Consider the following 23,655-nt stretch of genomic DNA (forward strand, 5'->3'; position numbering starts at 1 on the left):
CTTCCCCCTCAATGCGAAACCATCTTCAGCCCGATTATTGAACTGATCAGCATCACTATAAAGAAGAGCCTCCAAAAACTGGCGGGTTCCCTGAACACAAGGATACCTACGAGCACCGTACCCACAGCGCCTATCCCTGTCCACACGGCATAAGCTGTGCCGATGGGCAGATTCTGGGTGGCTTTCACCAGTAGTAGCATACTTATAAAAGTTGCGATCAGGAATCCGGTGAACCACAGGTACATTTCCGTTCCGGTTGTTTCTTTCACTTTCCCCATGCAGAAAGTGAACAGCACCTCAAAGCATCCGGCAATCGTTAGGATAATCCAATTCATATCGTTTGTTTTTTGATGGCAAAGATCGCTAATAATCGGGAAGAAACGCTTAACAATTGATAAAAAAAGACTTAACCGTGCTATGCCGTAGATGAAACAAGGATCTGTTGTGTTGTTCAATTGATATTTTTATGTCTCGTTTGTGGCCAGCGTTACATTCTGTGGACGAGATAAAAGTTCTCACCTCTTCGTTCATAGAATACCGGGTAGATGCCTACAATTCGGGCTATGGCTTTGAAGTGCTTTCTATATATTGGTTCACGATCTGCTTGGTATGCTCTATCAGTTCGGTTCCGCCATAGTTACCATGTCCGGGCACGACGTAGCGGGCCGAGGGGAACTTGGCTTTTACCTTATCGAGAGTTTTCGGCCATGCCGTCACGTCCGCGTCCGAGATGTTGCCGATGCTTGTCGTCTGGTTGTCTTTAAGCATACATCCGCCAAAAAGGATATTCTCTGTCGGCAGCCAAACCACGATATTGTCGGTCGCATGCCCGCCTCCTAAATAATAGCATTGGAGAGGCATGCCGTCCAGACTGACGGTCAGTGAATCGGTGAATCCATGTTCCGGTACGGGCAATCCTTTTTCCTTGGCGAGGTCTATCGTCATCTGGTTCGCGTATGATTGGACACCTTTCTTTTGCAGGTAACCCAGTCCGCCAATACAATCGCCGTGCCAGTGGTTCGGGATAAACGTGGTGACTTTGGCATGCAAAGAGTCTGTCACCCAGTTGACCAGCGTTTCCGTTTGTGCGTCATTGATCGGTGTGTCCAGCAACGCTGCCTGGTGGTTGTTGATAACAATCATCCCGTTGGAAGGTACCATACCCCATCCTTCGATTTCGGCGAGGGATACATAAGTGTACACTTTGTCCGAGAGTTGGGTGATACTGATGTCATCGGATATTTTTACGCTTTTCTGTGCCATAACTGCGACAGGGAAAAGCATGGAGATAAGGATAAATACTGTTTTCATTTTATTCTTTTTATATGCTGTATTCAAACTAACATCTATATCTTATGGTTGTTTTTCCGATGTTGGGAAAGTTTAGTAATGATACTTCTTTTTATAAGTTCGTGTGCCGTCTATATCCTGTTTGTTTTTCTTTCTTTTATGATCTCTAAGCATTATCCGGCCACATCCGCAAGCTCCTCTATATCTCCTTTCATAATGGCAGGCAGGGCTTGGCGGATCTTCTCAACTTCCCAGTCCCACCATCGTAAGCTTTGCAACCGGAGGATGGTCTCCCGGTCAAAACGCGGACGTATTTCTTTTGCCGGAGTGCCGCCTACAATTGTATAAGGAGGCACGTCTTTGGTTACGACTGCCCGGGAAGCGATGATGGCTCCGTCGCCGATGTGTACGCCTGCCATGATGACGGCTTCATAACCGATCCAGACATCGTTGCCGATGACGATGTCCCCCTTGTTGTCCCAGGCGGAAGCGACATCTTTCTTGTCCAAATCCCACTCCTCGAAAAAGAGGGGGAAGGTGTAGCCCGACAATGATTTCAGACTGTGGTTAGCACTGTTGAAAAGGAACTTAGCTCCACAGGCGATGGAACAAAACTTGCCGATTATCAGGCGGTCTCCGTTGATCGGGTAGTGATACAGCACATTGTTCTTTTCGAACAGGGTAGGGTCGTTGACAAAATCGTTATATATGGTATAGTCCCCAACCGTGATGTTAGGATTCCGGATGACCGTATTCAGATAGATTGTCTGGGAGTCATTGGTGCGTGGATAAGTTTTTGCGTTCATGATTTTAGTTCTGATTTATATTCCATAGGTGTAAACCGGATGCCGTTCTCAGTTTTCTCTCCGGTGACGGCGGTGAAGCCCAGCCTGCGATAAATCCCGATGGCGTAGGGAGAAGAGTTGACGGTAATCGTCTCTGCGTGCCCGCTTCGTATCGCAGTCTCGAACAGCCGCTTGCCGATGCCTCGCTGCTGATACGTTTTGCGCACAAAAAAGAGGGAAATGTGACTGCCGGAACTGCGGAGAGCGATCATTCCCGCAAGTATGTTGCCATCGAAGGCACCGTATACTTCCATTTCTCCCACCATTTCTGTGTTGTCGATAAAACTTCGGAAATGATCTGTCCCTTCCTGCGGATAGTCCGGTCCTTCAAATTCGATAAATACTTCCCAGGCAAGGTCCATCGCCATCCTTTTTTCCGATTGCGTTAACTTTTTGATTTCCATTTCATTTGTGCTTTGTAAAGTCAAGGTGCAACAAAAGTACAAATAAATCTGTGATTCGAAGGAACTTCTTTACTTTTGTGCCGTACAACCACGGCTCTTTCATTTACCCCGCCTTCCTCTCATACAAAAAATACGTTTCGATCTTCCATCTTCCACCTTTTAGAATGCATATCGTTGATTGTAAGATGTATAGATTGGTGGAAGATGCGGTTTTTATGCCATTTATCTTCCACCCCCATCTTCCATCTTCCACCCGCTGTTTTAGGGAACATTTTAGTATTAACTATTTGGAAAACAAATGGATATATCCAATTTCTTATCCGTTTATCTCTCTAAGAGCATTTCATTTCCCTTACTTTCTTTAGTGCAAATGGTCGGATCTTTATCTCAGCCCGGGCATGCGGGCTTATCGGCCCAGGTATGCGGGCTCATCAGCCCGGGCATGTGGGCTCATCAGCCCGGGTATGCGGGCTGGGATAAAGAGTTGTATGACAATGGTTAATCTACTACACTTCTCCGGTAATAGCCGGTCGGATTCTTTCTTAAAAAAGAAACAACGAAGCACTGCTTCCGCATCGCTGTGTGCGAATGGAGGGTTTTGTGGGGGGGGGACAAGGGAGGAAGGCGGTTGTTAAATGAAAGGGCCGTGCCGTACAACAAGAATACATCCATAAAACAAACCCTGCTCCCCGCACAAAGGATATGAAAGAAGAAATAAGAAAGTTACTTGCCGGAAAAATACTTATGGTAAAACCAAGCGGGGATATGATACGGTGGATTGTAACCGATGCCGGACCATTTGTCCCATGCGACTGTTAAAAGATCCACCAGAGCAGGAGTGCCAGTACTGCCAACACAGCCAGAAAGATCAGTGTGGAGCGGAGATAGTATTGCGTTTCCGCCTTTTCTTTTTCCCGGGTGGCTTTTTCTATCTTTTCCAGCTCCTCAACAGTAATATTCGGATTCTGAAGCGTTCCTTTCCGGTACATTTTACCTTGGAGGTCCTTCATCCGTTCCCGGCGCAAAGTAAGCAGATCCCTGTTTTCCTTATTGCGCCTGATCATATCAAAAATAAATCCCGAGAAGCTCATATACAGCAGTTTTTATTAGTGAATTAGCATTACGAATACAAAAATAGAAAATAATTCGGGATTCTCTTTGCTTATTCGTAACCTATTGCTTTTTAGCCCTTTTAAAATTTTACTGTCTTTTTAAATCTTGCTGTCTTTTTAAGGATTGGCTGTCTTTTAGCCCTATTACCTTTTTAATTTAAGCTCTCTTGCTTTTTAAATCTCCTGCTTCTACTGCTTATCATTCTTTAATACCCAAATCTCTGTTGTCTCCTGTTATTTCTCCGCCCACTCCAAAATGGTCGGACTCTTTACATTCACCCCGAACAGGTGTGCTTTGGCGAGAATATTCCGTGCCAATTGCGCTTTATATTCTTCGGGTGCATACCTGAAATAAGCTTCTGCCGCACGTACATGCGCAGCGTCATGGATAGGAAACTCCCTCAACTCAGGAATACCGAACTCAGAAGTATCTAACTCTTTACGTTCATTGCTCGTCAGCTTATCGGGCGGCTTTCGGATGAAATCGGACATAATAATAAGGATTTGATGTTAAACTTAGAGATAGTAACAAAAAAGAGAGGATTATGATTACATAGAGGTTGGGATTTACGGTTAATTTACTATGTCTGCAACCGTTAACTCTGAAAATCACTATCTTTGCGGTTCTTTATTAGACTTCATTATGGACAAAGCGAAAAAGATCAGATACGTTTTCTCTGTCTTCATGGTTATTCTGATGGTAGGTCTGGCGGAATGGGCAGGGGAGAAAGAAATTATTTTTCCGGAGATGGCAGCACTCACTATAGGGATGTGGGTGATTGATAAGAGAGTTTGGAAAGTCAGGCGTTGGCAAATGATATGGATGATGACGGCAGGAGCCGTTGCAGGAGTTTGTATCGTGCGTTATTCTCCTTTGCCGTTGCTCTGCAATTTATGTATGGCTTTTACCTTTGCTGCCTGTTGCCTGATGTTTAGCCGGACCACATTGATCCCATTGATTTCGGCTTGCATGCTGCCTGTGTTGCTGCATACTGAGACATGGATCTATCCGACAGCCGTATTTTTCCTTACCGTGATTCTTGTCAGCGGGCAGAGACTTATGGAAAAAGTTGGTTTGCGTAAAGAAACCAATTATGCCGTACCGGAGCGTGAGTGGAAAAAAGAGAGTTGTCGTTGGGGAGCTTTGCTGTTTTTTGTTTCTCTGGTCGCTGCCTTTTCGCTTTTCTGCGGATATGCTTATTTCATTATTCCTCCGTTGATTGTCACCTTTACCGAGATTGTCAATTCCAAAGCGGGCTTCAGAAACCGTCCCATGCAGGTGTTTCTGTTTTTGGTGACCGGAGCCAGTCTGGGTACTGCCTTTCAGATCGTCGGACACTCTTATTTGCATTTGCCCGAAACGATTGTCGCCTTGTCTGTCATCTGTTGTTTGTTTGCCATCTTCGAATGGACCGGAAAGTATTTTGCTCCTGCCGGTGCGTTGGCACTGATACCGTTGATCATCCCACAGGAGGGAATACGTTGGTTACCTTTGCAGGCTGCCATAGGTGCCGCTTTGTTTATTACTATTGGCATGCTTGTCTTTCAGCAGTGTTATAAATAGAGCAAGGCTCAGTTAGTGTTTTGCTTTACACCTACCCTGTTGCGGAGGTATCTGAACCGCAGAAGGAAGGGGTGATGGGGTATTGCAGGCCCGGTACGGACAATTATCGCCCCATCTTGTCACGGCGGCAAGCCAGCATTTCGGCAAAACGACGCATATGTTGCTGGTTAGTGCCGCAGCAGCCCCCGCAGATTTTTAACGGGAAATCCCACAAAAGTGTCATCAGCCTGTCTGCCAGTTCTTCCGGCGGAGAGGAAATCAGATGCTCACACCCGTTCAGTTCTTCCGGACTAAGGTTGGCCGCATTGGCCTGGATACCTTGGAAGCGCTGACGCACCAGAGGAGTGTCATTCCGAGGATGGAGCAATGCCTGATGCAGGATATCGGGGTGTATACAGTTGGCCATATAACATAGAGGCTGGGTGGAAGTCTCCTTTTCGATAGCATCAATGGCGTCATGGATAAAGGTTCCGTCTATCAGGCGTCCGTCACGGCATACCATAAAACTGATAATATAAGGTAACCCGGTTGCCGCCATGGCATTGGCCATTCCGATGGCTTCTGTCAGCTGAGGCATGATGCCGGCAAACAGATAGTCTACTCCTGACTCCGCCATCGTGCGGACTGCCGGAAAATGAAATTCCATCGCTTCTTCAACGGACAGGCAATAACGGCCGTCGTACGCGTCGCCGCGGCATCCGGCTAACCCACCGATGTAAACCGGAATGGAAGTTCCGGTGCGGAACCTGGAAAGGAAAGATACGTTATCTGCCAATACATTCTTATGCCGGTAGTCCGATTCTGCGATTTGTTCGATATTGGCTCTGCGGGTAGGAGTCATCAGCATCAGCGGCAGGCGGAAGTCTGCGGCAATTTGCAGATACTGGCGATAGATTTCCGCCAGTGTCTCACGGTAAGAGTCATTGTAAATCAGGGCGGCATGGACGATATGTTTGTCCAACGGGATCTGGAATTCGTGACGCAAACGTTCTACAATAGCGCCTTCGGTGAGAATGAAAGGGGAAGTCCGGAATGATTCTACAAAAGATAGCTGATCCATAAGAATGACTTTAGAAGTTTTACTTTACATCCGGAGACAAATATAGGATTAATCAGCTCATTCCGGTTATCTGTTCCTGCTGTGTTCACATCCTTTTGTAATCTTTCAGAAAAACAAGAGACTCGGCTTTATTTATAGTCCTTTATAAACCCTTCCATCAACCATTTGGCAAGTGCCTGCCGATTGGAAGGGATCACCAGACGACGCTGGTCGAGAGTATTCTGGATGTTGCCCAGCTCAACGAATACAGAGGCGGGTGTGGTGTGTGCCAGAACATACAGGTTGCGTCCGCTTACGGTACCCGAGAAGCCACGGTTGGGCTGGTGCTTGCCGTATTTGGATTCGAAAGTTGCTTTCATATTCCTGGCGAGACGTTTGCTTTCGGCCTTGCGGTTGGAGTGATAGAAGAAGACGTCGGTTTGGGTGCCTTTGCTGCGGCTGTCTACATGGATGAAGATGGCCCGGCAGTACTTGAATTTCTTGCGATCCTTCCGGTAGAGGGTGTTGATTTTATCGCAACGCTGCTGAAGGCGTTGTACCTGGTTCAGAGGGATGGGAGAGCCCATGCAGGTTTCCCGTTTGCTGTTGGACAGGTAGGCCTCGTCGCGGATACCGTCTTTGGCATCCTGAATGATGATGCGTACCTCGGCACCTTCCTGCATCAGGTTGCGTGCCAGGCGCAGGGCGATGTCATAGGCATATTCGTCTTCGTGAAGTTCGTGTTTACCAACACGGCCTATGGCACCGGGGTCGGGGCCGCCGTGTCCGCTGACCACATAGAAACAGGCACCGGCAAGGCGGTCGGAGGTTACCTTGACATTAGCCAGCCATTTCCCGAACAGCGGTTCGTTGACTTCCGTACGTTTGGACCGGTGTGCAGACCCCGTTTCGGATTCTTTCTCAGGGGTGGTGTCCGATGCCTTTTTGACGGGAGGAATCAGATAAGTGACACCCATCTTCAGAGTTCTGCTTTTGCCTAATCGGGTTTTGTTGAGTTCGATAAAGTCATCATAATATTTCTTTGGAGCACGGTTGTGGCGCAGGAGGAAGGAAGAGATTCCCTCACCGGATTTAGGAGTGGCTTTCTGCTGTGCCCATAAAGCAGGGGCAGTAAATAAGGAACAGAAGAACAGGAGAAGACAGAGTTTCCTTTTCATATTGCTACGTATAAAAGATGCAGGCTTGGCTGCTGTACCTAATTGTTTGACTTCTATGGTGAATTTTTGCTTTTTCGCCCGCAAAGATAGCCTTTTAAACCAATAATTTTCTCTACTTTTGCGTCGATATAACTTTTTTAAGGCAATATAATCGTAAACTCAATAACATTATGGCAAAACAATTCAAGCCCGAAACCCTGTGTGTACAAGCAGGATGGACTCCGAAAAAGGGCGAGCCGCGCGTGCTGCCCATCTATCAAAGTACTACTTTTAAATACGAAACCAGTGAGCAGATGGCCCGTCTGTTCGATCTTGAAGAGAGCGGTTACTTCTATACCCGCCTGCAAAATCCGACGAACGATGCCGTAGCTGCCAAGATTGCCGCCCTTGAAGGAGGTGTGGGAGCCATGCTGACTTCCAGCGGCCAGGCTGCCAATTTCTATGCCATATTCAATATCTGCCAGGCAGGCGATCACTTCGTCTGTTCGTCGGCCATCTATGGCGGAACGTTCAACCTCTTTGGGGTGACAATGAAAAAACTGGGCATCGACGTCACATTCGTCAGCCCCGATGCCGATGAAGAAGAGATTTCGGCTGCTTTCCGCCCGAACACGAAAGCGCTGTTTGGTGAGACAATCTCCAATCCGTCGCTCGAAGTGCTCGACATTGAGAAGTTTGCCCGCATTGCCCACAGCCACGGAGTGCCCCTGATCGTTGATAATACCTTCCCGACACCGATCAACTGCCGTCCGTTCGAATGGGGAGCGGATATCGTGGTGCACTCTACCACCAAGTATATGGACGGGCACGCCACCAGCGTAGGCGGCTGTATCGTGGACAGCGGAAACTTTGATTGGGAAGCCCATGCCGATAAGTTCCCGGGACTTTGCACACCGGATGAATCGTATCACGGACTGACTTATACAAAGGCTTTCGGCAAGGGTGCCTACATGACCAAGGCAACCGCTCAACTGATGCGTGACCTGGGCAGTATACAGAGTCCGCAGAATGCCTTCTTGCTGAATTTGGGTCTGGAGACGCTGCACCTGCGTATGCCTCAGCACTGCGGCAATGCACAGAAGGTGGCCGAATACCTTGCACAGAACGATAAAGTGGCTTGGGTGAACTATTGCGGTCTTCCGGGTAATAAATACTACGAACTGGCGCAGAAGTACATGCCGAATGGCTCTTGCGGTGTGATCTCTTTCGGGTTGAAAGGCGGACGCGAGTTGTCCATCAAGTTCATGGACTCGTTGAAACTGGCCGCCATCGTCACCCACGTGGCCGATGCGCGTACCTGCGTGCTCCATCCCGCCAGCCATACGCACCGGCAGCTGACAGACGAGCAGTTGATCGAAGCCGGTGTCCGTCCGGACCTGATCCGTCTGTCCGTAGGAATCGAAAATGCGGATGACATTATAGCGGACATCGAACAGGCACTGAACGCATAACCCCTTTCCCTCGTCTTTTTTTACATCCTGTTTTATCCCTGTCCGATGAAGCAGGATGTTTTTGTTTCTTCTTCTCTTTCCTTTTCCTTTTTACTGCTTTCTCACTTTCTTTATCGGGTCTTTACAAACATTCTTATCTCAGTGCCGTTGTTCTGAGACCACATGGCGTGGTGACTAAAAAAACATAATTGATTTATGAATGCAATGAAGAAGAATGTAGAAGAGGGGCAGGCCGTTTCCCAGGCAGCCTCCTTGCAAACAGAGTTTTGCATGCAGGCGGAAGTTTGCGCGCGAACGGGAGCGAGGAGCATTGCCCCGGAGGTTTGCACGCTCCCGGCAGCGGGAGTAACCGACCTGCCGGTTTACATGCAAGCGGTGATCGAGGGATTGGAGGAGAAGAAGAAGTATGCGGCGGTGCACACGTACCAGTGCACGCTGAACTCGTATACCCGCTTTGCGGGCGGGGAGGGGACGCCGATGCCGATGGAAGACGTGTTCAGCGCAGGGCGGCTGAAGGGCTACGAGGAGTGGCTGGTGAGGGTGAACGAGCGGAGCTGGAACACGGTGTCGACGTATATGCGGACGCTGAGGGCGGTGTACAACCGGATTTCGCCGCCGGGAAGCGCGGGGCACGACCCGAAGCTGTTTGCCGACGTACATACGAAGGTGGAGTCGAGGACGAAGCGGGCACTGACGGGGCGGCAGGCACATGCGCTGATGAATGCCGACTTTGCGACGTTGCCGGAGGAGCAGCGCCGCGTGCTGGCTTATTTCTTGCTGATGTTCCTCTTCCGGGGGATGCCGTTCATCGACCTGGCGCACTTGCGGAAAAAGGATGTGCGAGGGGGCGTGATCGTCTACCAACGGCACAAGACGGGGCGGCAGATAACGGTGAGGATACCGAAGGAGGCCGTGCCGCTGATGAAGAGGTTCCGGGGGACGGGGGACGAGTCGGTCTACCTGTTCCCGATACTGCCGGGAGCGAAGGAGGAGGGCAGGGAGCTTTACCGGAGCTATCTGCTGGCGCTGAGGGAGTTCAACAAGGGATTGGCGAGGCTGGAGGCGGAGTTGCTGCCGGGGACGAAGGTCAGTTCGTACACCGCCCGGCATACGTGGGCGACGTTAGCTTACTATCAGGGCACGCCGGTGGGGATCATCAGTGAGGCGATGGGGCACTCTTCCGTCCGGGTGACGGAGACGTATCTGAAACCTTTCGGAAACAAGCGCATCGACAGGGAGAATAATAAATTAATTTCTTCTGTTGTCCGATGGAAAGAGAAGGGAAGAGAGACCCGCAGTGCTTTGTAAAGCAACGGATTGGACAAAAATTACTTTCTAAGTAACGGCAGATATTGACCGCAAAAGTGCTAAGATTATTGCAGATACACAAATATTATCGACAGTTTTTGCCACGAACCACTAAAATTTATTGGAAAAGACAACCTTAAGATTATACAAACACATATTGACACAACACCTATCCTGCGAAAGCACGTAGACACTTCCTTCCATTTTCAGTACTTAAAAACGGATAGCTACCTTATTGTGGAGATGAACCGGCACCGGTTCCGGATGCACGGTATTTTCGATACATCCCTCTTCATTTCTGCTTCATTCGTGCCGCCGGAAAACGCTTTTTCCCGCACGACGGCCTCCCCGACTGCCGTTACTTAGAAAGTAATTTTCCGGAACGGTCAAAGATTTAGAATCATGAACCAGATCAAACAGCCTATCAACATAACCGCTTGCCGGTATCGTCCCCCCCTGCATTCCATCGGCGCCTACCTCCCTCCCCCCTCCGGCTGAATTCTGACATACGCATATCTTATTAATATATGAACATTTAAAGAACTAATGAAGCTTATGAAGACAAGAAACTACAAGATGGACCTGGCCCTGATGGCCTATCCCAACGAACTGACTCCCGATATCGATACGGATTATATCGTGAAAGTGAACACCCAGAGCCAGAGCCTGACGTTGGAAGAGATAGCGGCGGACGTGGCCGCCCGTTCCGGAAAATTTGAGGCTTCGGAGGTGAAGAGCCTTTTTGAGATGGGCTTCGAAGCCATGGCGCAAGCGGTGGCAAGCGGCTATTGCGTCTCCACCCCCCTCTGCTACGTGCGCCCCATGGCGAGCGGCGTGGTGATGGAAGAGGAGCTCTCGCTTCCGGTAAACCGGGAGAAGGTGAAAGTCTACGCCAGTTTCAGCCAGGGCTCCGTCATGAAGGAGGCGATGGCTCAGGCGCATATCACCCTCTTCACCCAGCCGGCAGTGACCGGACCGTACATTGCCGGCATGACGAGCACCGCCTATACGGATGCCGCCGCCACCACCCGCGCCCCGATGGCAGCCGGAAAGATGGCGGTCATCACCGGAGAGGGATTGAAGGTGGTGGGCACAGACCCGTCGGTGGGCATCACGCTGACTTCCGTCTCCACCCCTTCGAAATCGTTCGCCATCGCGCCGGGGGATATCAGCCCGAACACGGCAAAGAAGCTGCAATTCGTCCTTCCCGCCGGAATAACGGATGGCGATTGGCGGGTGAAGGTGACCACCCAGTATAGCAAAGGCGGCAAGGTTCTGACAAAAACTCCACGTACCTTTGAGTTGCCACATCCCATCACGATAGGCGACAGTGTAGATGGGGGCATTGTAGATGATCCGACAGCATAATGACCGCTCAACTCTCTGGCGGGAATCCGGTACTCCCTCAAAATGGCATTTTAACCTTTCCTCCCGTAGGCGGATGCCGGGGAGTACCGGTCTTCTTATACGAAGCACCCTCGTCCGGGTATGCGAAGCACTGGCATTAATTATCTTTATATGAAACCACTAATAGAAACATGATACACTTATCCCCCCTATATGCTCTTATTATTCTCAGCCTCGTATTGATCCTGGCTGTCTTCCTGGTGCTGATGGTCAGATGCCGGCGGAATATGGTCCGTGCCCTGGCGCAAGCCCGGAATACAATGAACCTGGAAAAACTCCGCACCGATACCATCCTCGGCAATCTCCCTGTCGGTATAGAGATTTACTCAAAAGAAGGAATCCTGGTAGGGATCAACGACTGTGCCTGCCGGATCTTCGGCGTGGTGGACCGCCAAGAGGTGATCGGAGCGGCTTCCATCAGGGAGAATCCCGTCATTCCGGAAGAATTGAAGGAGGCCTTCGAACAGCAAGAGGAGGTGGAGGCGGAGTCCTACTACGATTTCTCCGTCGTGCGGCAGACGGGATTCTACAAGACCACCTGCGGCACGGCGATGAAGCGGATCAGCAGCAAAGGAGCGCCCATTTTCGACCCTGACGGAGCCATGCAAAACTATGTCTTCATCATGAACGACATCACCCGTGAGCACGAGCAGGAACTGCAACTGAAGGAGAACATCCAACTGGCGCGGCAGGCCATACAGGCCGCCGACCTGGTGCACTGGCGGTACGACAACCGCACCCATCTCTTCACCTCGCACAACGAGCCGCTGACCCATTACGACGACAACCTCCTGGTCAGCCCGGCCGATTATACCCAAGCCATCCATCCGGACGACCTGGAGTGCATCCGTCGCTACATCCGGATGATGGAGGAGGGAGTCGACTTTGTCGACGAAACCTCGGTGCGCATGAAATCGGACTATGACGACGACTGGCAGGACTGCGTCGTTAACGCCACCCCTTTCCTGCGCGACGAAACGGGCAAGGTGGTGCTCTACACCGGCTTCCGCCGCAACGTCACGCCTACTAAAAAACTGCTCAAAGAGCTGAGCGACGCCAAGGAGCGCGCCGAAGAGTCGGACAAGCTCAAATCCGCTTTCCTGGCCAACATCAGCCACGAGATACGCACACCGCTCAACGCCATCATCGGCTTCTCAAGCCTGCTGATGAATACGGACCGGAAGGAGGAGATGGACGAATACAAGCAGATCATCACGTCGAATACCGACTTGCTGCTCCGGCTGGTGAACGACGTGCTCGACCTGTCGAAGATCGAGTCCGGCACCATCGACGTTAAACTGGCCGAGTTCGACCTGGCCATCTACTTTGAGGAGTTGTGCAACTCCATCCGCCCGCTCGTAGTCCGCCCCGAAGTAAAGTTAGTTTGCGACAACCCCTACAAGCGTTTCATGGTGCTGCTGGACAACAACCGGCTGGCGCAAGTGATGCTCAATTACGCCACGAACGCCATCAAATGCACCCGGCAGGGGACTATACACGTGGGCTACCGCTGCGAGGGCGAGGGCATCCGCTTCTACGTCTCGGATACCGGTATCGGCATCTCGGAGGCGAACAAGTCCCGCCTCTATCAGCGCTTCGAGAAGCTCAACGAGTTTGCCCAGGGCACGGGGCTGGGGCTGGTCATCTGCAAGGTGGTCACCGAAGCCTCCGGCGGACAGGTAGGCTTCGAGTCCGAGGAGGGCGTGGGATCGACCTTCTGGTCATGGGTTCCCTGCGAATACAAACGTCCGGAAGAGGTGGAGAAAGCGGCCGGTGCAACTACCGACGCTGCTTCCTGCATGTCCGCCGAACTCAACGAGGAGGAGATGGCGATGCCGGAAAGTATGCGGGCATCTGCCATCGTGAGCGGACAGCAGCCGGCGCTTCCGGAGCCGGTGGACGTTCCGGAATGTCCGGGACTTGTCCGCGAGCCTATGGAGACAAGTGTTAATAATGATATAGTTAATTGAAGCGAGTGAGCGGAAAGAGAGACGAGGGAAGAAGCGACTGAAGTACGTGTCGATTTGCAAAGGTGGGGCAAAGGGCTGAGAGGGACGAAAGCCGCGTTCATCTGGTTTGGTCTGTCGTGAGACAGGAACGTTGCGGTCTATTTCCTCTCGCATGGCCCGGCTCCATCAGCTTCTTTCCCTCGTTCTTGTTTTTCCCGTATTTTTTTCGTGAGTTCCTCTTCTTAACTTCTCTTCCCTTTCCTTTGTTCTTTCAGTCAGAATGGAAATGAAACCCTGGTATGATAACTACTGCTTCGCAGAAGAGTCTTTGAAACGTGACCCGGGAATGTTCGACTCGCTGAAAGATACCGAAACCAAAGCCGAAGCACAATGGCAGGAAGCCGTTGAGCGGATAAGGGTTTACCACAAAATGGCACAGAGTAGCACAGAGTGGATGTCAAGTCGTTGGTTATCGGCTTGACTCCCTCTGTGCTACTCTGTGGTGAGTTCCTCTTCTTAACTCCTCTCTCTTCCTCCCCCCAATGCCTGATACAAGGTGATGACCCCCTGGATTTCAGTAAACCGGTTGGCCACTTGCGAGAGTTGCGCATTGAGCAACGTCTGCTGTGCGGTGAGCACTTCCAGATAAGTCGTGTTGCCATGCTTCATCAGCAGTTGTGTGCTGCGGGCGGCGTTTTCGAGGGAAGCCACCTGCTTCTCGAAGTAGTTTGCCTTGTCCCGTGCCGTCTGATATTGCACCAGGGCATTGTTGACCTCGCTTCCGGCGTTGAGCAACGTCTGTTCGAAGCTGAGGCGTGCCTCCTCCTGTTGCGCTTTGGCTATGCGGAGCTGGGCGATGTTCGCTCCCCGGTTGAACAAAGGCTGTGTCAGCGAGGCCACGGCGGTGGCAAGGAACTTGCCCGGGTTGACGATCATCGCACCTGCCGAGTTTGTCCAGCCGGCGCTGCCGCTCAGCGTGATTGAGGGGTAGAAGGCGGAACGGGCGGCGTTGGTAGTGTAGAATGCCTGTGCCAACGACTGTTCGGCACTGCGCACGTCGGGGCGGTTGGCAAGCATCTGCAAGGGCACGCCCACCGAAAGGTTCTCCGGCAGGCGCTGCTCGGCGAGGCGTCCGCGGGGAAGGGTGCGGGGGACGTCGGCAAGGAGCAGCGAAAGGGCGTTCTCCACCTGGTTGAGCTGTTCGCGCAGGTCGAGCAGGGTGGTACATATATTGTAGTATGTGCCCTCAGTCTGCGAGAGGGCGGCTTCGGTCACCATTCCGGCAGCTTTCATGGCGCGGGTGGTGGCAACGCTCTCTTTCCAGGCGGCTTCGGTGGCGGTGGAGATCTCGATCTGGGCGTCGAGCATCAGCAACGTATAGTAGTTGTTGGCGACGGCGGCAATCAGTTGCGTCTGTACCGCCTGTTCATAGTCACGGCTCTGCGCCACGACAGCTTGTGCACGCCGCTTGGCGTTCGTCAGCCGGCCGAAGATGTCGATCTCCCAACTGGCGCTGACGGGCAGTGAGTAGGTTTGCGAGGCTTTCCCGCCGTCGAAGCTGCTGGCCGTTCCCTGCGGGGAGAGGGAGAAGGCGGGCAGATAGGAGAGTCGGGCGGAGAGCAAGGTGGCTTCGGCCTCTTTCACACGGAGGTGGGCCGTACGCAGGTCGGTGTTGCGCACGAGGGCGGTGTCGATCAGCGTGCGGAGGCAAGGATCGGTGAAGACCTCCTGCCAGGGGAGGCTGCCGAGGTTGGAGGCGGAGTCGGAAGGATTCACGCCTTCTTGGCCGTAAAGGCCGTCGGGAACCTCGGTAGCGGATTTGTATTTGGAGTAAATGCCGCAACTGCTGAGTGCCAGCGTGGCGGCAAGGGATATGATTAACTTTTTCATGATTGCTTGTTTTATGGGAGCCTCCCTCCCCCGGGTTCCTCCGGTGGAAGAGGAGGGGAGGGGGCTGCTAATGATAAATAGGGTTGAACGGGGGAAGAACTCTTTTCACCACTCCATATCACAGAGTGATATGGAGTGGTACGGAGTCATACAGAGCGATACGAAGTAAAGTATCGCGGAGTAGTACAGAGTATCACCGGGTAGAGTATCACCGGGTGAATCTTGCTCTTTTGATCATTCATACCAATAACCTGTCTTCCTCTGTGTCACTCTGTGTTCCTCTGTGGTGAAAAGAACCCTTTATTCCTTCAAAGCCCCTCCTTTCGCTTCCTTCTTTTCCCGGTCGCTCACTGCGATCTCTTCCTCGATCTGCCAGTCGTGCGTCGGTTCGGTCTGTATCGGACGAATGCGTTCCTGCAACCACTGGAAAGCGATGAAGAGCGACGGCACGATGAACAGCAGTGCCAGCGTACCGATGACCATACCGCCCACGGCGCCCGTTCCCAACGAACGGTTACCGTTTGCCCCTACGCCACTCGCCACCATCAGCGGGAACAACCCGAAGATCATCGTCAGTGCCGTCATCAATATCGGGCGCAGACGGGCTTTGGCGGCGCTCAGCGCGGAGGCTATCAGCCCCATGCCCGCTTTGCGGCGTTCGGCGGCATACTCGGTGAGCAGGATGGCCGTCTTGGCCAGCAGACCGATCAGCATAATCAGTCCCGTTTGCAGGTAGATGTTGTTCTCCAGACCGAACAGGCGGGCGAAGAGGAACGAACCCATCAGTCCGCACGGCACGCTCAGGAGCACCGCGAAGGGGATCAGGAAGCTCTCGTAGAGCGCGCTCAGAATCAGGTAGATCATCAGGAAGCAGATGCCGAAGATGATCGCCGTCGTGCCGCTCTGCTCCGTCTCCTCACGGGTGATGCCTCCGTAGTCGTAGCCGTAGCCCTTGGGCAGGGCGGTGGAGGCTGTCTCCTGTACGGCACGGATGGCGTCACCCGTACTGTAACCGTCGGCCGGCATGGCGTTCACGGCGATGGAGTTGTACATGTTGAAGCGGCTCAGCGACTCGGCTCCGTACGTGCGGGTCAGCGTCGCGAACTGGCTCAGAGGCGCCATCTCGCCGTTCGACATCCGCACGAAGGTGTTGCCCAGCGAAGCTTCGTCGAGGCGGTATTGCGGGTCGGATTGGATCATCACCTTATATACTTTCGAGAAGCGGTTGAAGTTGGACACGTACTGCCCGCCGTAGTAGCCCGAGAGGGTGCTCAACACCTGGTCGGGGGTGATGCCCGAGCGCTTGCATTTCGACGGATCTATCTCAACCAGCCATTGCGGGTAGCGGACGTCGAACGTGGAGTAGGCCATGGCGATCTCCGGACGCTGGTTCAGCGCGCCCAGATACTGCTGTGTGGTCTGGAAGAAGGTGTTCACGTCGCCTCCCGTCTTGTCCTGCATGTGCAGTTCGAGGGCGTTACCCATACCGTATCCGGGGATCATTCCCGGTGAGATGGCAAATACGGTGGCGTCCTTGATGTCGCCCGTCCGTCCGTATACCTGGCCGATGACCGACTGCACGTTGTCTTCCTTTCCGGGGCGTTCGTCCCACGGTTTCAGTTTCAGGATCAACATACCGAACGAGCTTCCCTGGCCCGCCAGCAGTCCGTAGCCCGCCACTTTCTGCACGTGTTCCACTTGCGGGATCTGTTCCATGCGCTGCTCGATGCGCTTCATCACCTCGTCCGTCGTGCGCAGCGAACTGCCGGCGGCGGTGCTGACGTTGACAAACACCACGCCCTGGTCTTCGTCGGGCACGAGGCTGGTCTTCGTCGTATTCATCAGCACCACCAGCAGGGCGATACTTGCCACGAGGAGTCCGCCCGTCAGCCAACGGTGCTTGATGAAGAAGAGCACGATGCCCTTGTAACGGTCTATCACCACGTCGAACGCCGCGTTGAACGCTTTGCGGAAGCGGGCGGCGAAGTTCTGCTTCTGCGTGCCGTCCTCGTTGATGTACGGTTTCAGCAGCAGCGCGCAGAGAGCGGGGCTCAGTGTCAGGGCGTTCACGGCGGAGATGCCTACCGCTACGGCCATCGTCAGTCCGAACTGCGTGTAGAACGTCCCCGATGTGCCGGACATGAACGATACGGGGATGAACACCGCCATGAATACCAGCGACGAGGTGATGACGGCGTTCGAAATGCCTTTCATGGCGTCGATGCTCGCCATGTAGGACGATTTGTAGCCCACGTCGAACCGTGCCTGCACGGCCTCGACCACCACGATGGCGTCGTCCACCACCGTACCGATGACCAGTACCAGCGCGAACAGCGTGATCAGGTTGATACTGAATCCCGCCATCGCCATGAAGGCGAACGTACCGACGAGCGACACGATGATGCCCACCAGCGGGATCAGCGTCGAGCGGATGTCCTGCAAGAAGATGTATACGACGAGGATCACGAGCAGGATGGCTTCGAGCAGCGTCTTCACCACCTCGTGGATGGAGGCGTAGAGGAAGTCGTTGCTGGACATCAGTTGCGTCAGTTCCACTCCGCGGGGGAGGTCTTTGCGCGCCTCTTCAAGGAAGTCGTTGATGCGGTTGTTCACCTCTGTGGCGTTGGAGCCTGCAGTCTGGAAGAGCATGCACGAGATACCGTTGTGCCCGTCCGTCGTTCCGCTGTAGGCGTAGCTTTCCTGTCCTAACTCGATGGTGGCGATGTCCTTCAGTTTCAGCACCTGCCCGTCGTCGGTGGAGCGGATCACGATCTCGCCGAACTCCTCCGGGGTGATGCGGCGGCCTTTGTACTTCATGGTGTATTGGTACGTCTCGTCGGAGTTCTCGCCGAACGATCCGGTGGCAGACTCGATGTTCTGTTCCGCCAGCACCGCCGAAACGTCCGAGGGGATCAGGCGGTATTGCGCCATCACATCCGGTTTCATCCAGATGCGCAGGCTGTAGTCGCCTCCCATGATCATCATGTCGCCCACGCCCGAGATGCGGAGAATCTCCGGCTTGAGGTTGATACTGATGTAGTTGGCCAGGAAAGCCTCGTCATAAGAGTCGTCCGGGCTGTGGAGCGAGAACATTTGCAGGATACTCGTCTGCCGCTTCGAGGTGGTGACACCCACCTGGTTCACCTCCGAGGGGAGCTGTCCCGTGGCTTTGGAGACCCGGTTCTGCACGTTCACCGCCGCCATGTCCGGGTCGGTTCCCTGTTTAAAGTAGACAGTGATGGAGACCGTTCCGGCGTTGGTGGCGCTGGAGGTCATATACGTCATGTCCTCCACTCCGTTGATAGCCTCTTCGAGCGGGGCGATGACACTCTTTTGCAACGTCTCCGCGCTGGCTCCGAAGTAGCTGGTGGAGACCATGATGGTTGGCGGGGCGATATCCGGGTATTGTTCGACGGGCAACGTAAACAGCCCGATGATCCCGACCACGACGATGGTGATGGAGATAACGGCCGATAGGACGGGCCGTTCGATGAATGTTCGTAAGTTCATAATTATAGGGTTATATGTTTCCTTTGTGCCACTCTGTAGTGAGCCTTGTTCTTTGTTTTATTGCATACGATGAGCGTTCACCGTTCCTCGTTCACCGCTTTGATCTCCGTTCCTTCCCGGAGCAGTCCGACGCCTTCGGCCACGATCACGTCACCGGTCTGTAGCCCGCTCTCCACGATGTACTCCTGTCCGCCGTTGACGCGCGTCACCTGTACCGGAGCCGATTGCGCCTTGCCGTCCACTACCTTATATACAAATACCTTGTCCTGTACTTCGAATGTGGCCGCTTGCGGAATCACCAGCGCTCCCGTCTTCTCCGTCGGCACGATCACGTTTCCGGCGCCGCCGCTATGCAGCAGCCCTTCCCGGTTGGGAAACACCGCCCGCAGGCTCACCGTTCCCGTCGTGCGGTCTATCACCCCGCTGATCGTCTCGATCCGTCCCGCCTGCGGATAGTCCGAACGGTCGTTCAGTTGCAGGCCGATTTCCGGCATCTGTTTCAAGGCTTCCTCCTTCGATCCGTAACGGCGGATCAGTCCTAAGAGCTGGTTCTCCGTCATTGAGAAGTAGACGTACATGTCCGAGTTGTCCGAAACGGTAGTCAGCGGTTCCGGCAGGCTGGCGCTCACCAGTGCTCCCACCCGGTAGGGCAGCGTGCCCACTACTCCGTCCGCCGGACTCTTCACCAGCGTATACGATAAGTTGTTGCGTGCGTTCACCTCCTGTGCCTTCATCTGCGCCAGTTGCGCCTGCGCTGCCAGGAGGGAGTTCTTTGCCGTGCTCATGTCGAAGGCGGACACTACGTTCTGCCTGTACAATTCCTGCTTGCTGTCATACGTCAGTTGTGCTGTGGCCAGCGACGCCTTTGCCGCCTCCACGTTTGCCAGGGCAGTCTGCAAGGCAGCTTCGTAAGGCACTTGGTCGATGACGAACAGCGACTGTCCCCGTTTCACCCGTTCCCCCTCGCTGACACACACCTGCGTCAGCGTGCCGCCTACCTGCGGATAGATCTCGATGTCTTGTCGTCCGCGTATCGTTGCCGAATACGTACTCGATAGCGTCCGGTCGGCAGGCGCGAGGGTCATCACTTTGTATCCCGACTCCACGTTTGCCTGCGGTGCTTGCTTGCATCCCCCGACGGCCAGACAGCAGGCCAGTATCACGGCCTGTTTCACTTTACTTACCTTTTCAATCATAGTTCCTATTTAATTTTGTCGCGGCAAAGGTAGAGCGTTTTCCCCTTCGGCAGCTTTTCATACCCGCCTCACTATTGTTCATAATCGGAACAACTTTTCGCCTAATTCACTAAAAAGACCTACCTTTGCAGGCGAAATAAAGAACACGATATGGAAAAAAGTAATCTGCTCACTCTCACTCTCGACCAGCCTTTCGTGGCAGGAACCGACGACTTCGCCCCTTTCTACAACCGGCTGCACAAGCTCAACTGTGCCATCATTCTCTACTGCCGCAGCGGTCATGCCACGCTTGCCATCGACCTGAAGAAATACGAGATCACCCCCAATACCCAGGTTGTCCTCCTGCCCGGCTCCGTCATCACCCTTGAAGAGAAGAGCGACGACCTGCAGATCTCCTTTTTCGCCTCCCACATCGAGATGTTCCGTGAAGCCTGCATCCGCTTCGAACCTTCCTTCTTCCGCTTCCTCAAGGAGAAGCCCTGCTATACGCTCCCTCCCGAATTTACCGCCCCCATCAATGGTCTTCTGCACGCCACCGGCGCCATCTTCGCCGACACCGACCACCGCTTCCGCAACCAGATAGCCCGCAACCACCTGCAAAGCTTCCTGCTCGATGTATACGACAAAGTGCACCGCCTTTTCACCCATAAAGAGATCGAAGGCGGCAACCGTCCGAACGAGCTTTTTCATAAGTTCGTCACCTTGGTGCACGAGCATTGTTGTTCGCAGCGCGACGTTGTGTTCTACGCTGACCGTCTCTGCATTTCTACCAAATACCTGACGAGCATCTGCCGCTCCCTTATGGGCGGCTCAGCCAAAAAAGTGATTGATGATTTCACGGCCTTGGAGATCAAAGTCCTCCTCCAGTCCACCGACCTCAGTATCCAGGAGATAGCCGACCGCCTGAACTTCCCCGACCAATCTTATCTTGGCCGGTATTTCAAACGTCACGAAGGGGTTTCGCCGATGGAGTACAGGGCGAGGTTGGCGGGTCTAAAATAGGAGTTCTCTGGGAAATGCGTAGTTGCGACATCCGTCCCGGTAATCTTGATAATCAGCAGATTGTATTTACCTATATTTTTCTTTCAATGTAAAACCGTTTACCCCGGCACGTAAAGCCATTTACCCCGGCACGTAAAACCGTTTACCCCGGCACGTAAAACCATTTACCCCGGCACGTAAAACCGGTTATCCCGGCACGTAAATGAAGTCGGCATTTAAGGTAACAGATGTCCCCCCTGTTAGGATGCGCATCCAAACGACGCATTCTCCGGATGGAACCGAAGTATCCGGCTCTTGTGTGTGATTGAATAAAAACAGGAAAGGCGGTTGCTTATGTATACCAGATCTCGTTATACACAGGCCTTGTCCGGCTTTCTGCCGGAGTCGCCTTCCATACCTGTGAAGAGGCATCTCCACATCCTTTTTCAATTGGCGACTGTTCCAACAGAGTCGATTCCAGAACAACTTTTCTGCCCGGTGTGCTGTTGATAATGACTTCGGAATGACTGAAACTGAAATTCCGTGTAGTTTTCATTCCGGAGAATGCTTTCATTTCTTGTGACATAAGCGGTAGTTATTTATAGTATGGTAATGAATAACACCGGAGGTGCGAAAGTGTTTGCTAAATGGCGTTGTTTTCTGTTAATTTAAAAGCAGGGATGCCGGTTTTCGGGTTAAATCTATAAGGAAAGTATGACGTAGTCCGGTTTGTATTACCTTTGCTGGTGAACTAAAGAAATCAGGCTATGTCTGTATTGTCAGAACCTTTGGGCATATCCGATGCCGCCTTGCAGCAATATGCCGGCCAACTCCGGAAAGGGGGACATACGTTTGAGACTTATCAATAATATCCGTGCCTGAATGGACGGACGGCAGAAGAATTAGGATACTGTGAAGGGATAATTGAAAAAAATACCCCTGTCCCTGTCACATAATTAAAAAGAAAGATGTAATTTTGCATGCCAAAAAACAACTTATCTTATGGCAGTTTACGTAGAAGAAGTATCAAGAACTTTCGGTGAATATTTACTTATTCCCGGTCTTACCACCAAACAGTGTGTACCTTCCAATGTATCTTTACGCACCCCGCTGGTGAAACATGCGGCAGGCACACAAGCAGCAATCGAATTGAACATTCCTTTCGTTTCGGCAATCATGCAGTCGGTTTCCGGTCCCGAACTGGCTATCGAGCTGGCACGCAACGGAGGACTCTCGTTTATCTTCGGCTCGCAACCCATCGCCAGTCAGGCGGAAATGGTGCGGAAAGTGAAGAAATTTAAAGCCGGTTTCGTGACCAGTGACTCGAACCTGACACCGGAACATACGTTGGATGATGTACTTCGCCTGCTTCGTCAGACCGGACACTCTACCATCGGAATCACGGATGACGGCACACCGAACGGACATCTTCTGGGATTGGTAACCAGCCGCGACTATCGCCTTTCCAGAGATCCGCTGGACAAAAAGATCAAAGACTTCATGACCCCTTTCGACAAGCTGATTGTAGGCGAAGTGGGACTGACACTGAGCGAAGCGAACCAGATTATCTGGGACCACAAACTCAACACTCTTCCCATCATCGACAAGGACGGCCGTCTGGCTTATTTCGTTTTCCGCAAAGATTACGACAGCCACAAGGAAAACCCTAACGAGGTGTCAAGCCCCGATAAGAAATTGCTGGTGGGTGCCGGTATCAATACCCGTGACTATCAGGAACGTGTACCTGCTCTGGTAGAAGCAGGAGTGGATGTGCTTTGCATCGATTCTTCGGACGGCTATTCGGAATGGCAATGCGAGACCCTGCAATGGATCAAGCAGCAGTATGGGGATAAAGTACTGGTAGGTGCCGGTAACGTGGTAGATAAAGAAGGCTTCCTCTATCTGGCGGAAGCCGGTGCGGACTTCGTGAAAGTGGGCATTGGCGGTGGATCTATCTGCATCACCCGTGAACAGAAAGGTATCGGACGCGGACAGGCGACTGCCTTGCAGGACGTGGCTCGTGCCCGTGACGAATATCAGGCACGCACAGGCATCTATGTGCCTATTTGCAGCGACGGCGGACTGGTGCACGACTATCATATGGTGCTTGCCCTTGCCATGGGGGCCGATTTCCTGATGATGGGCCGTTACTTTGCCCGTTTCGACGAATCGCCTACGAAGAAGCTCTGCATCAAGAACAATTATGTGAAAGAGTACTGGGGAGAAGGGTCGAACCGTGCCCAGAACTGGCAGCGCTATGATATGGGCGGAACGGAATCTTTGAAGTTCGAAGAGGGAGTCGATAGTTACGTGCCTTATGCCGGTAAGATGAAAGATAATCTGGCTGCCACACTGAGCAAGATCAAAGCTACGATGTGCAGTTGCGGTGCCGTTACCATTCCCGATTTGCAGCAAAACGCCAAGATTACGTTGGTTTCGTCTACCAGTATCGTAGAAGGCGGGGCACACGACGTGATTCTGAAGGAAAAAGGATAATAAACTTTTCACTATCCGCACAGAGACCATCCAAT

Annotated in this window: 20 protein-coding genes and 1 pseudogene; 9 read left to right on the forward strand and 12 right to left on the reverse strand. The window is 52.6% G+C overall.

Annotated features, from left to right (window positions below):
* Positions 1-8 precede the first annotated feature (8 nt).
* From KO473_RS09295 to KO473_RS09320, 6 genes are all read right to left on the reverse strand, one after another.
* Positions 9-335 carry a multidrug efflux SMR transporter gene (locus tag KO473_RS09295; RefSeq protein ID WP_005780971.1) on the reverse strand — a complete coding sequence of 109 codons (327 nt, stop codon included), beginning with the start codon at positions 333-335 and terminating at the stop codon, positions 9-11.
* A gap of 226 nt (positions 336-561) precedes the next feature.
* Positions 562-1,311, reverse strand: coding sequence for a subclass B1 metallo-beta-lactamase CfiA4 (locus KO473_RS09300; protein ID WP_005821510.1), 750 nt, complete (start codon positions 1,309-1,311; stop codon positions 562-564).
* 152 nt (positions 1,312-1,463) lie between these two features.
* Positions 1,464-2,096, reverse strand: a complete 633-nt coding sequence (locus KO473_RS09305; RefSeq protein ID WP_005821509.1) for a CatB-related O-acetyltransferase — start codon at positions 2,094-2,096, stop codon at positions 1,464-1,466.
* Entirely contained in the window at positions 2,093-2,539 is a 447-nt protein-coding gene (locus KO473_RS09310) for a GNAT family N-acetyltransferase (protein ID WP_005821508.1), read from the reverse strand. Before KO473_RS09310 ends, KO473_RS09305 begins: the two co-directional genes overlap by 4 nt.
* A gap of 815 nt (positions 2,540-3,354) precedes the next feature.
* Entirely contained in the window at positions 3,355-3,630 is a 276-nt protein-coding gene (locus KO473_RS09315) for a hypothetical protein (RefSeq protein ID WP_005821507.1), read from the reverse strand.
* 255 nt (positions 3,631-3,885) lie between these two features.
* Positions 3,886-4,143, reverse strand: a complete 258-nt coding sequence (locus KO473_RS09320; RefSeq protein WP_005782781.1) for a hypothetical protein — start codon at positions 4,141-4,143, stop codon at positions 3,886-3,888.
* 151 nt (positions 4,144-4,294) lie between these two features.
* Here KO473_RS09320 and KO473_RS09325 point away from each other — a divergent pair.
* Positions 4,295-5,290 (forward strand): annotated as a pseudogene (locus KO473_RS09325) (HPP family protein).
* Between the two features lie 28 nt (positions 5,291-5,318).
* Here the strand turns inward: KO473_RS09325 and KO473_RS09330 are convergent.
* Both KO473_RS09330 and KO473_RS09335 read right to left on the reverse strand, forming a co-directional pair.
* The gene (locus KO473_RS09330) at positions 5,319-6,275 is read right to left on the reverse strand and encodes a homocysteine S-methyltransferase family protein (RefSeq protein WP_005821504.1); all 957 of its coding nucleotides are present in this window, start codon (positions 6,273-6,275) and stop codon (positions 5,319-5,321) included.
* Positions 6,276-6,403: 128 nt separating this feature from the next.
* Positions 6,404-7,432, reverse strand: a complete 1,029-nt coding sequence (locus tag KO473_RS09335) for an N-acetylmuramoyl-L-alanine amidase (RefSeq protein ID WP_032537684.1) — start codon at positions 7,430-7,432, stop codon at positions 6,404-6,406.
* Between the two features lie 170 nt (positions 7,433-7,602).
* On the opposite strand from KO473_RS09335, the gene KO473_RS09340 reads away from it, so the two are divergent.
* From KO473_RS09340 to KO473_RS09360, 5 genes are all read left to right on the forward strand, one after another.
* Positions 7,603-8,883 (forward strand): O-acetylhomoserine aminocarboxypropyltransferase/cysteine synthase family protein, encoded by a 1,281-nt coding sequence (locus tag KO473_RS09340; protein ID WP_005782776.1) that lies wholly within the window; start codon positions 7,603-7,605, stop codon positions 8,881-8,883.
* A gap of 195 nt (positions 8,884-9,078) precedes the next feature.
* Positions 9,079-10,191 (forward strand): site-specific integrase, encoded by a 1,113-nt coding sequence (locus KO473_RS09345; protein ID WP_122130314.1) that lies wholly within the window; start codon positions 9,079-9,081, stop codon positions 10,189-10,191.
* Between the two features lie 555 nt (positions 10,192-10,746).
* Positions 10,747-11,559 (forward strand): DUF4469 domain-containing protein, encoded by an 813-nt coding sequence (locus KO473_RS09350; protein ID WP_005821496.1) that lies wholly within the window; start codon positions 10,747-10,749, stop codon positions 11,557-11,559.
* A 299-nt stretch (positions 11,560-11,858) separates the two neighbouring features.
* On the forward strand, positions 11,859-13,568 hold the full coding sequence (locus KO473_RS09355) for a histidine kinase dimerization/phospho-acceptor domain-containing protein (protein ID WP_234060141.1): 1,710 nt from the start codon (positions 11,859-11,861) through the stop codon (positions 13,566-13,568).
* Positions 13,569-13,827: 259 nt separating this feature from the next.
* The gene (locus KO473_RS09360) at positions 13,828-14,028 is read left to right on the forward strand and encodes a hypothetical protein (RefSeq protein WP_005782771.1); all 201 of its coding nucleotides are present in this window, start codon (positions 13,828-13,830) and stop codon (positions 14,026-14,028) included.
* Between the two features lie 35 nt (positions 14,029-14,063).
* Here the strand turns inward: KO473_RS09360 and KO473_RS09365 are convergent, their stop codons facing one another.
* A complete protein-coding gene (locus KO473_RS09365; protein WP_005821493.1) occupies positions 14,064-15,437 on the reverse strand; it encodes a TolC family protein in 1,374 nt (457 codons plus the stop codon).
* Here KO473_RS09365 and KO473_RS09370 point away from each other — a divergent pair.
* Positions 15,421-15,606, forward strand: a complete 186-nt coding sequence (locus tag KO473_RS09370) for a hypothetical protein (protein WP_032537551.1) — start codon at positions 15,421-15,423, stop codon at positions 15,604-15,606. The genes KO473_RS09365 and KO473_RS09370 overlap by 17 nt on opposite strands.
* Positions 15,607-15,737: 131 nt before the next feature.
* Here the strand turns inward: KO473_RS09370 and KO473_RS09375 are convergent, their stop codons facing one another.
* On the reverse strand, positions 15,738-18,947 hold the full coding sequence (locus tag KO473_RS09375; RefSeq protein WP_005821492.1) for an efflux RND transporter permease subunit: 3,210 nt from the start codon (positions 18,945-18,947) through the stop codon (positions 15,738-15,740).
* A 77-nt stretch (positions 18,948-19,024) separates the two neighbouring features.
* The gene (locus tag KO473_RS09380; protein WP_005782767.1) at positions 19,025-20,143 is read right to left on the reverse strand and encodes an efflux RND transporter periplasmic adaptor subunit; all 1,119 of its coding nucleotides are present in this window, start codon (positions 20,141-20,143) and stop codon (positions 19,025-19,027) included.
* A 150-nt stretch (positions 20,144-20,293) separates the two neighbouring features.
* Between KO473_RS09380 and KO473_RS09385 the strand changes: the two genes are divergently transcribed.
* Positions 20,294-21,145, forward strand: coding sequence for a helix-turn-helix domain-containing protein (locus KO473_RS09385; RefSeq protein WP_181996031.1), 852 nt, complete (start codon positions 20,294-20,296; stop codon positions 21,143-21,145).
* A 331-nt stretch (positions 21,146-21,476) separates the two neighbouring features.
* On the opposite strand, the gene KO473_RS09390 is transcribed toward KO473_RS09385, so the two are convergent.
* Positions 21,477-21,710 carry a hypothetical protein gene (locus KO473_RS09390; protein WP_005782762.1) on the reverse strand — a complete coding sequence of 78 codons (234 nt, stop codon included), beginning with the start codon at positions 21,708-21,710 and terminating at the stop codon, positions 21,477-21,479.
* 416 nt (positions 21,711-22,126) lie between these two features.
* On the opposite strand from KO473_RS09390, the gene KO473_RS09395 reads away from it, so the two are divergent.
* Positions 22,127-23,620 carry an IMP dehydrogenase gene (locus KO473_RS09395; protein ID WP_005782761.1) on the forward strand — a complete coding sequence of 498 codons (1,494 nt, stop codon included), beginning with the start codon at positions 22,127-22,129 and terminating at the stop codon, positions 23,618-23,620.
* Positions 23,621-23,655 lie beyond the last annotated feature (35 nt).

Source organism: Bacteroides sp. HF-4919 (assembly GCF_018860125.1).

Coding starts and splice junctions, on each gene's coding strand:
- KO473_RS09395 (WP_005782761.1), top strand. CDS start 22,127: ATGGCAGTTTACGTAGAAGAAGTATCAAGAACTTTCGGTGAATATTTA.
- KO473_RS09340 (WP_005782776.1), top strand. CDS start 7,603: ATGGCAAAACAATTCAAGCCCGAAACCCTGTGTGTACAAGCAGGATGG.
- KO473_RS09355 (WP_234060141.1), top strand. CDS start 11,859: ATGAACCTGGAAAAACTCCGCACCGATACCATCCTCGGCAATCTCCCT.
- KO473_RS09380 (WP_005782767.1), bottom strand. CDS start 20,143: ATGATTGAAAAGGTAAGTAAAGTGAAACAGGCCGTGATACTGGCCTGC.
- KO473_RS09375 (WP_005821492.1), bottom strand. CDS start 18,947: ATGAACTTACGAACATTCATCGAACGGCCCGTCCTATCGGCCGTTATC.
- KO473_RS09360 (WP_005782771.1), top strand. CDS start 13,828: ATGGAAATGAAACCCTGGTATGATAACTACTGCTTCGCAGAAGAGTCT.
- KO473_RS09305 (WP_005821509.1), bottom strand. CDS start 2,096: ATGAACGCAAAAACTTATCCACGCACCAATGACTCCCAGACAATCTAT.
- KO473_RS09315 (WP_005821507.1), bottom strand. CDS start 3,630: ATGAGCTTCTCGGGATTTATTTTTGATATGATCAGGCGCAATAAGGAA.
- KO473_RS09300 (WP_005821510.1), bottom strand. CDS start 1,311: ATGAAAACAGTATTTATCCTTATCTCCATGCTTTTCCCTGTCGCAGTT.
- KO473_RS09365 (WP_005821493.1), bottom strand. CDS start 15,437: ATGAAAAAGTTAATCATATCCCTTGCCGCCACGCTGGCACTCAGCAGT.
- KO473_RS09350 (WP_005821496.1), top strand. CDS start 10,747: ATGAAGACAAGAAACTACAAGATGGACCTGGCCCTGATGGCCTATCCC.
- KO473_RS09385 (WP_181996031.1), top strand. CDS start 20,294: ATGGAAAAAAGTAATCTGCTCACTCTCACTCTCGACCAGCCTTTCGTG.
- KO473_RS09310 (WP_005821508.1), bottom strand. CDS start 2,539: ATGGAAATCAAAAAGTTAACGCAATCGGAAAAAAGGATGGCGATGGAC.
- KO473_RS09370 (WP_032537551.1), top strand. CDS start 15,421: ATGATTAACTTTTTCATGATTGCTTGTTTTATGGGAGCCTCCCTCCCC.
- KO473_RS09295 (WP_005780971.1), bottom strand. CDS start 335: ATGAATTGGATTATCCTAACGATTGCCGGATGCTTTGAGGTGCTGTTC.
- KO473_RS09390 (WP_005782762.1), bottom strand. CDS start 21,710: ATGTCACAAGAAATGAAAGCATTCTCCGGAATGAAAACTACACGGAAT.
- KO473_RS09320 (WP_005782781.1), bottom strand. CDS start 4,143: ATGTCCGATTTCATCCGAAAGCCGCCCGATAAGCTGACGAGCAATGAA.
- KO473_RS09345 (WP_122130314.1), top strand. CDS start 9,079: ATGAATGCAATGAAGAAGAATGTAGAAGAGGGGCAGGCCGTTTCCCAG.
- KO473_RS09335 (WP_032537684.1), bottom strand. CDS start 7,432: ATGAAAAGGAAACTCTGTCTTCTCCTGTTCTTCTGTTCCTTATTTACT.
- KO473_RS09330 (WP_005821504.1), bottom strand. CDS start 6,275: ATGGATCAGCTATCTTTTGTAGAATCATTCCGGACTTCCCCTTTCATT.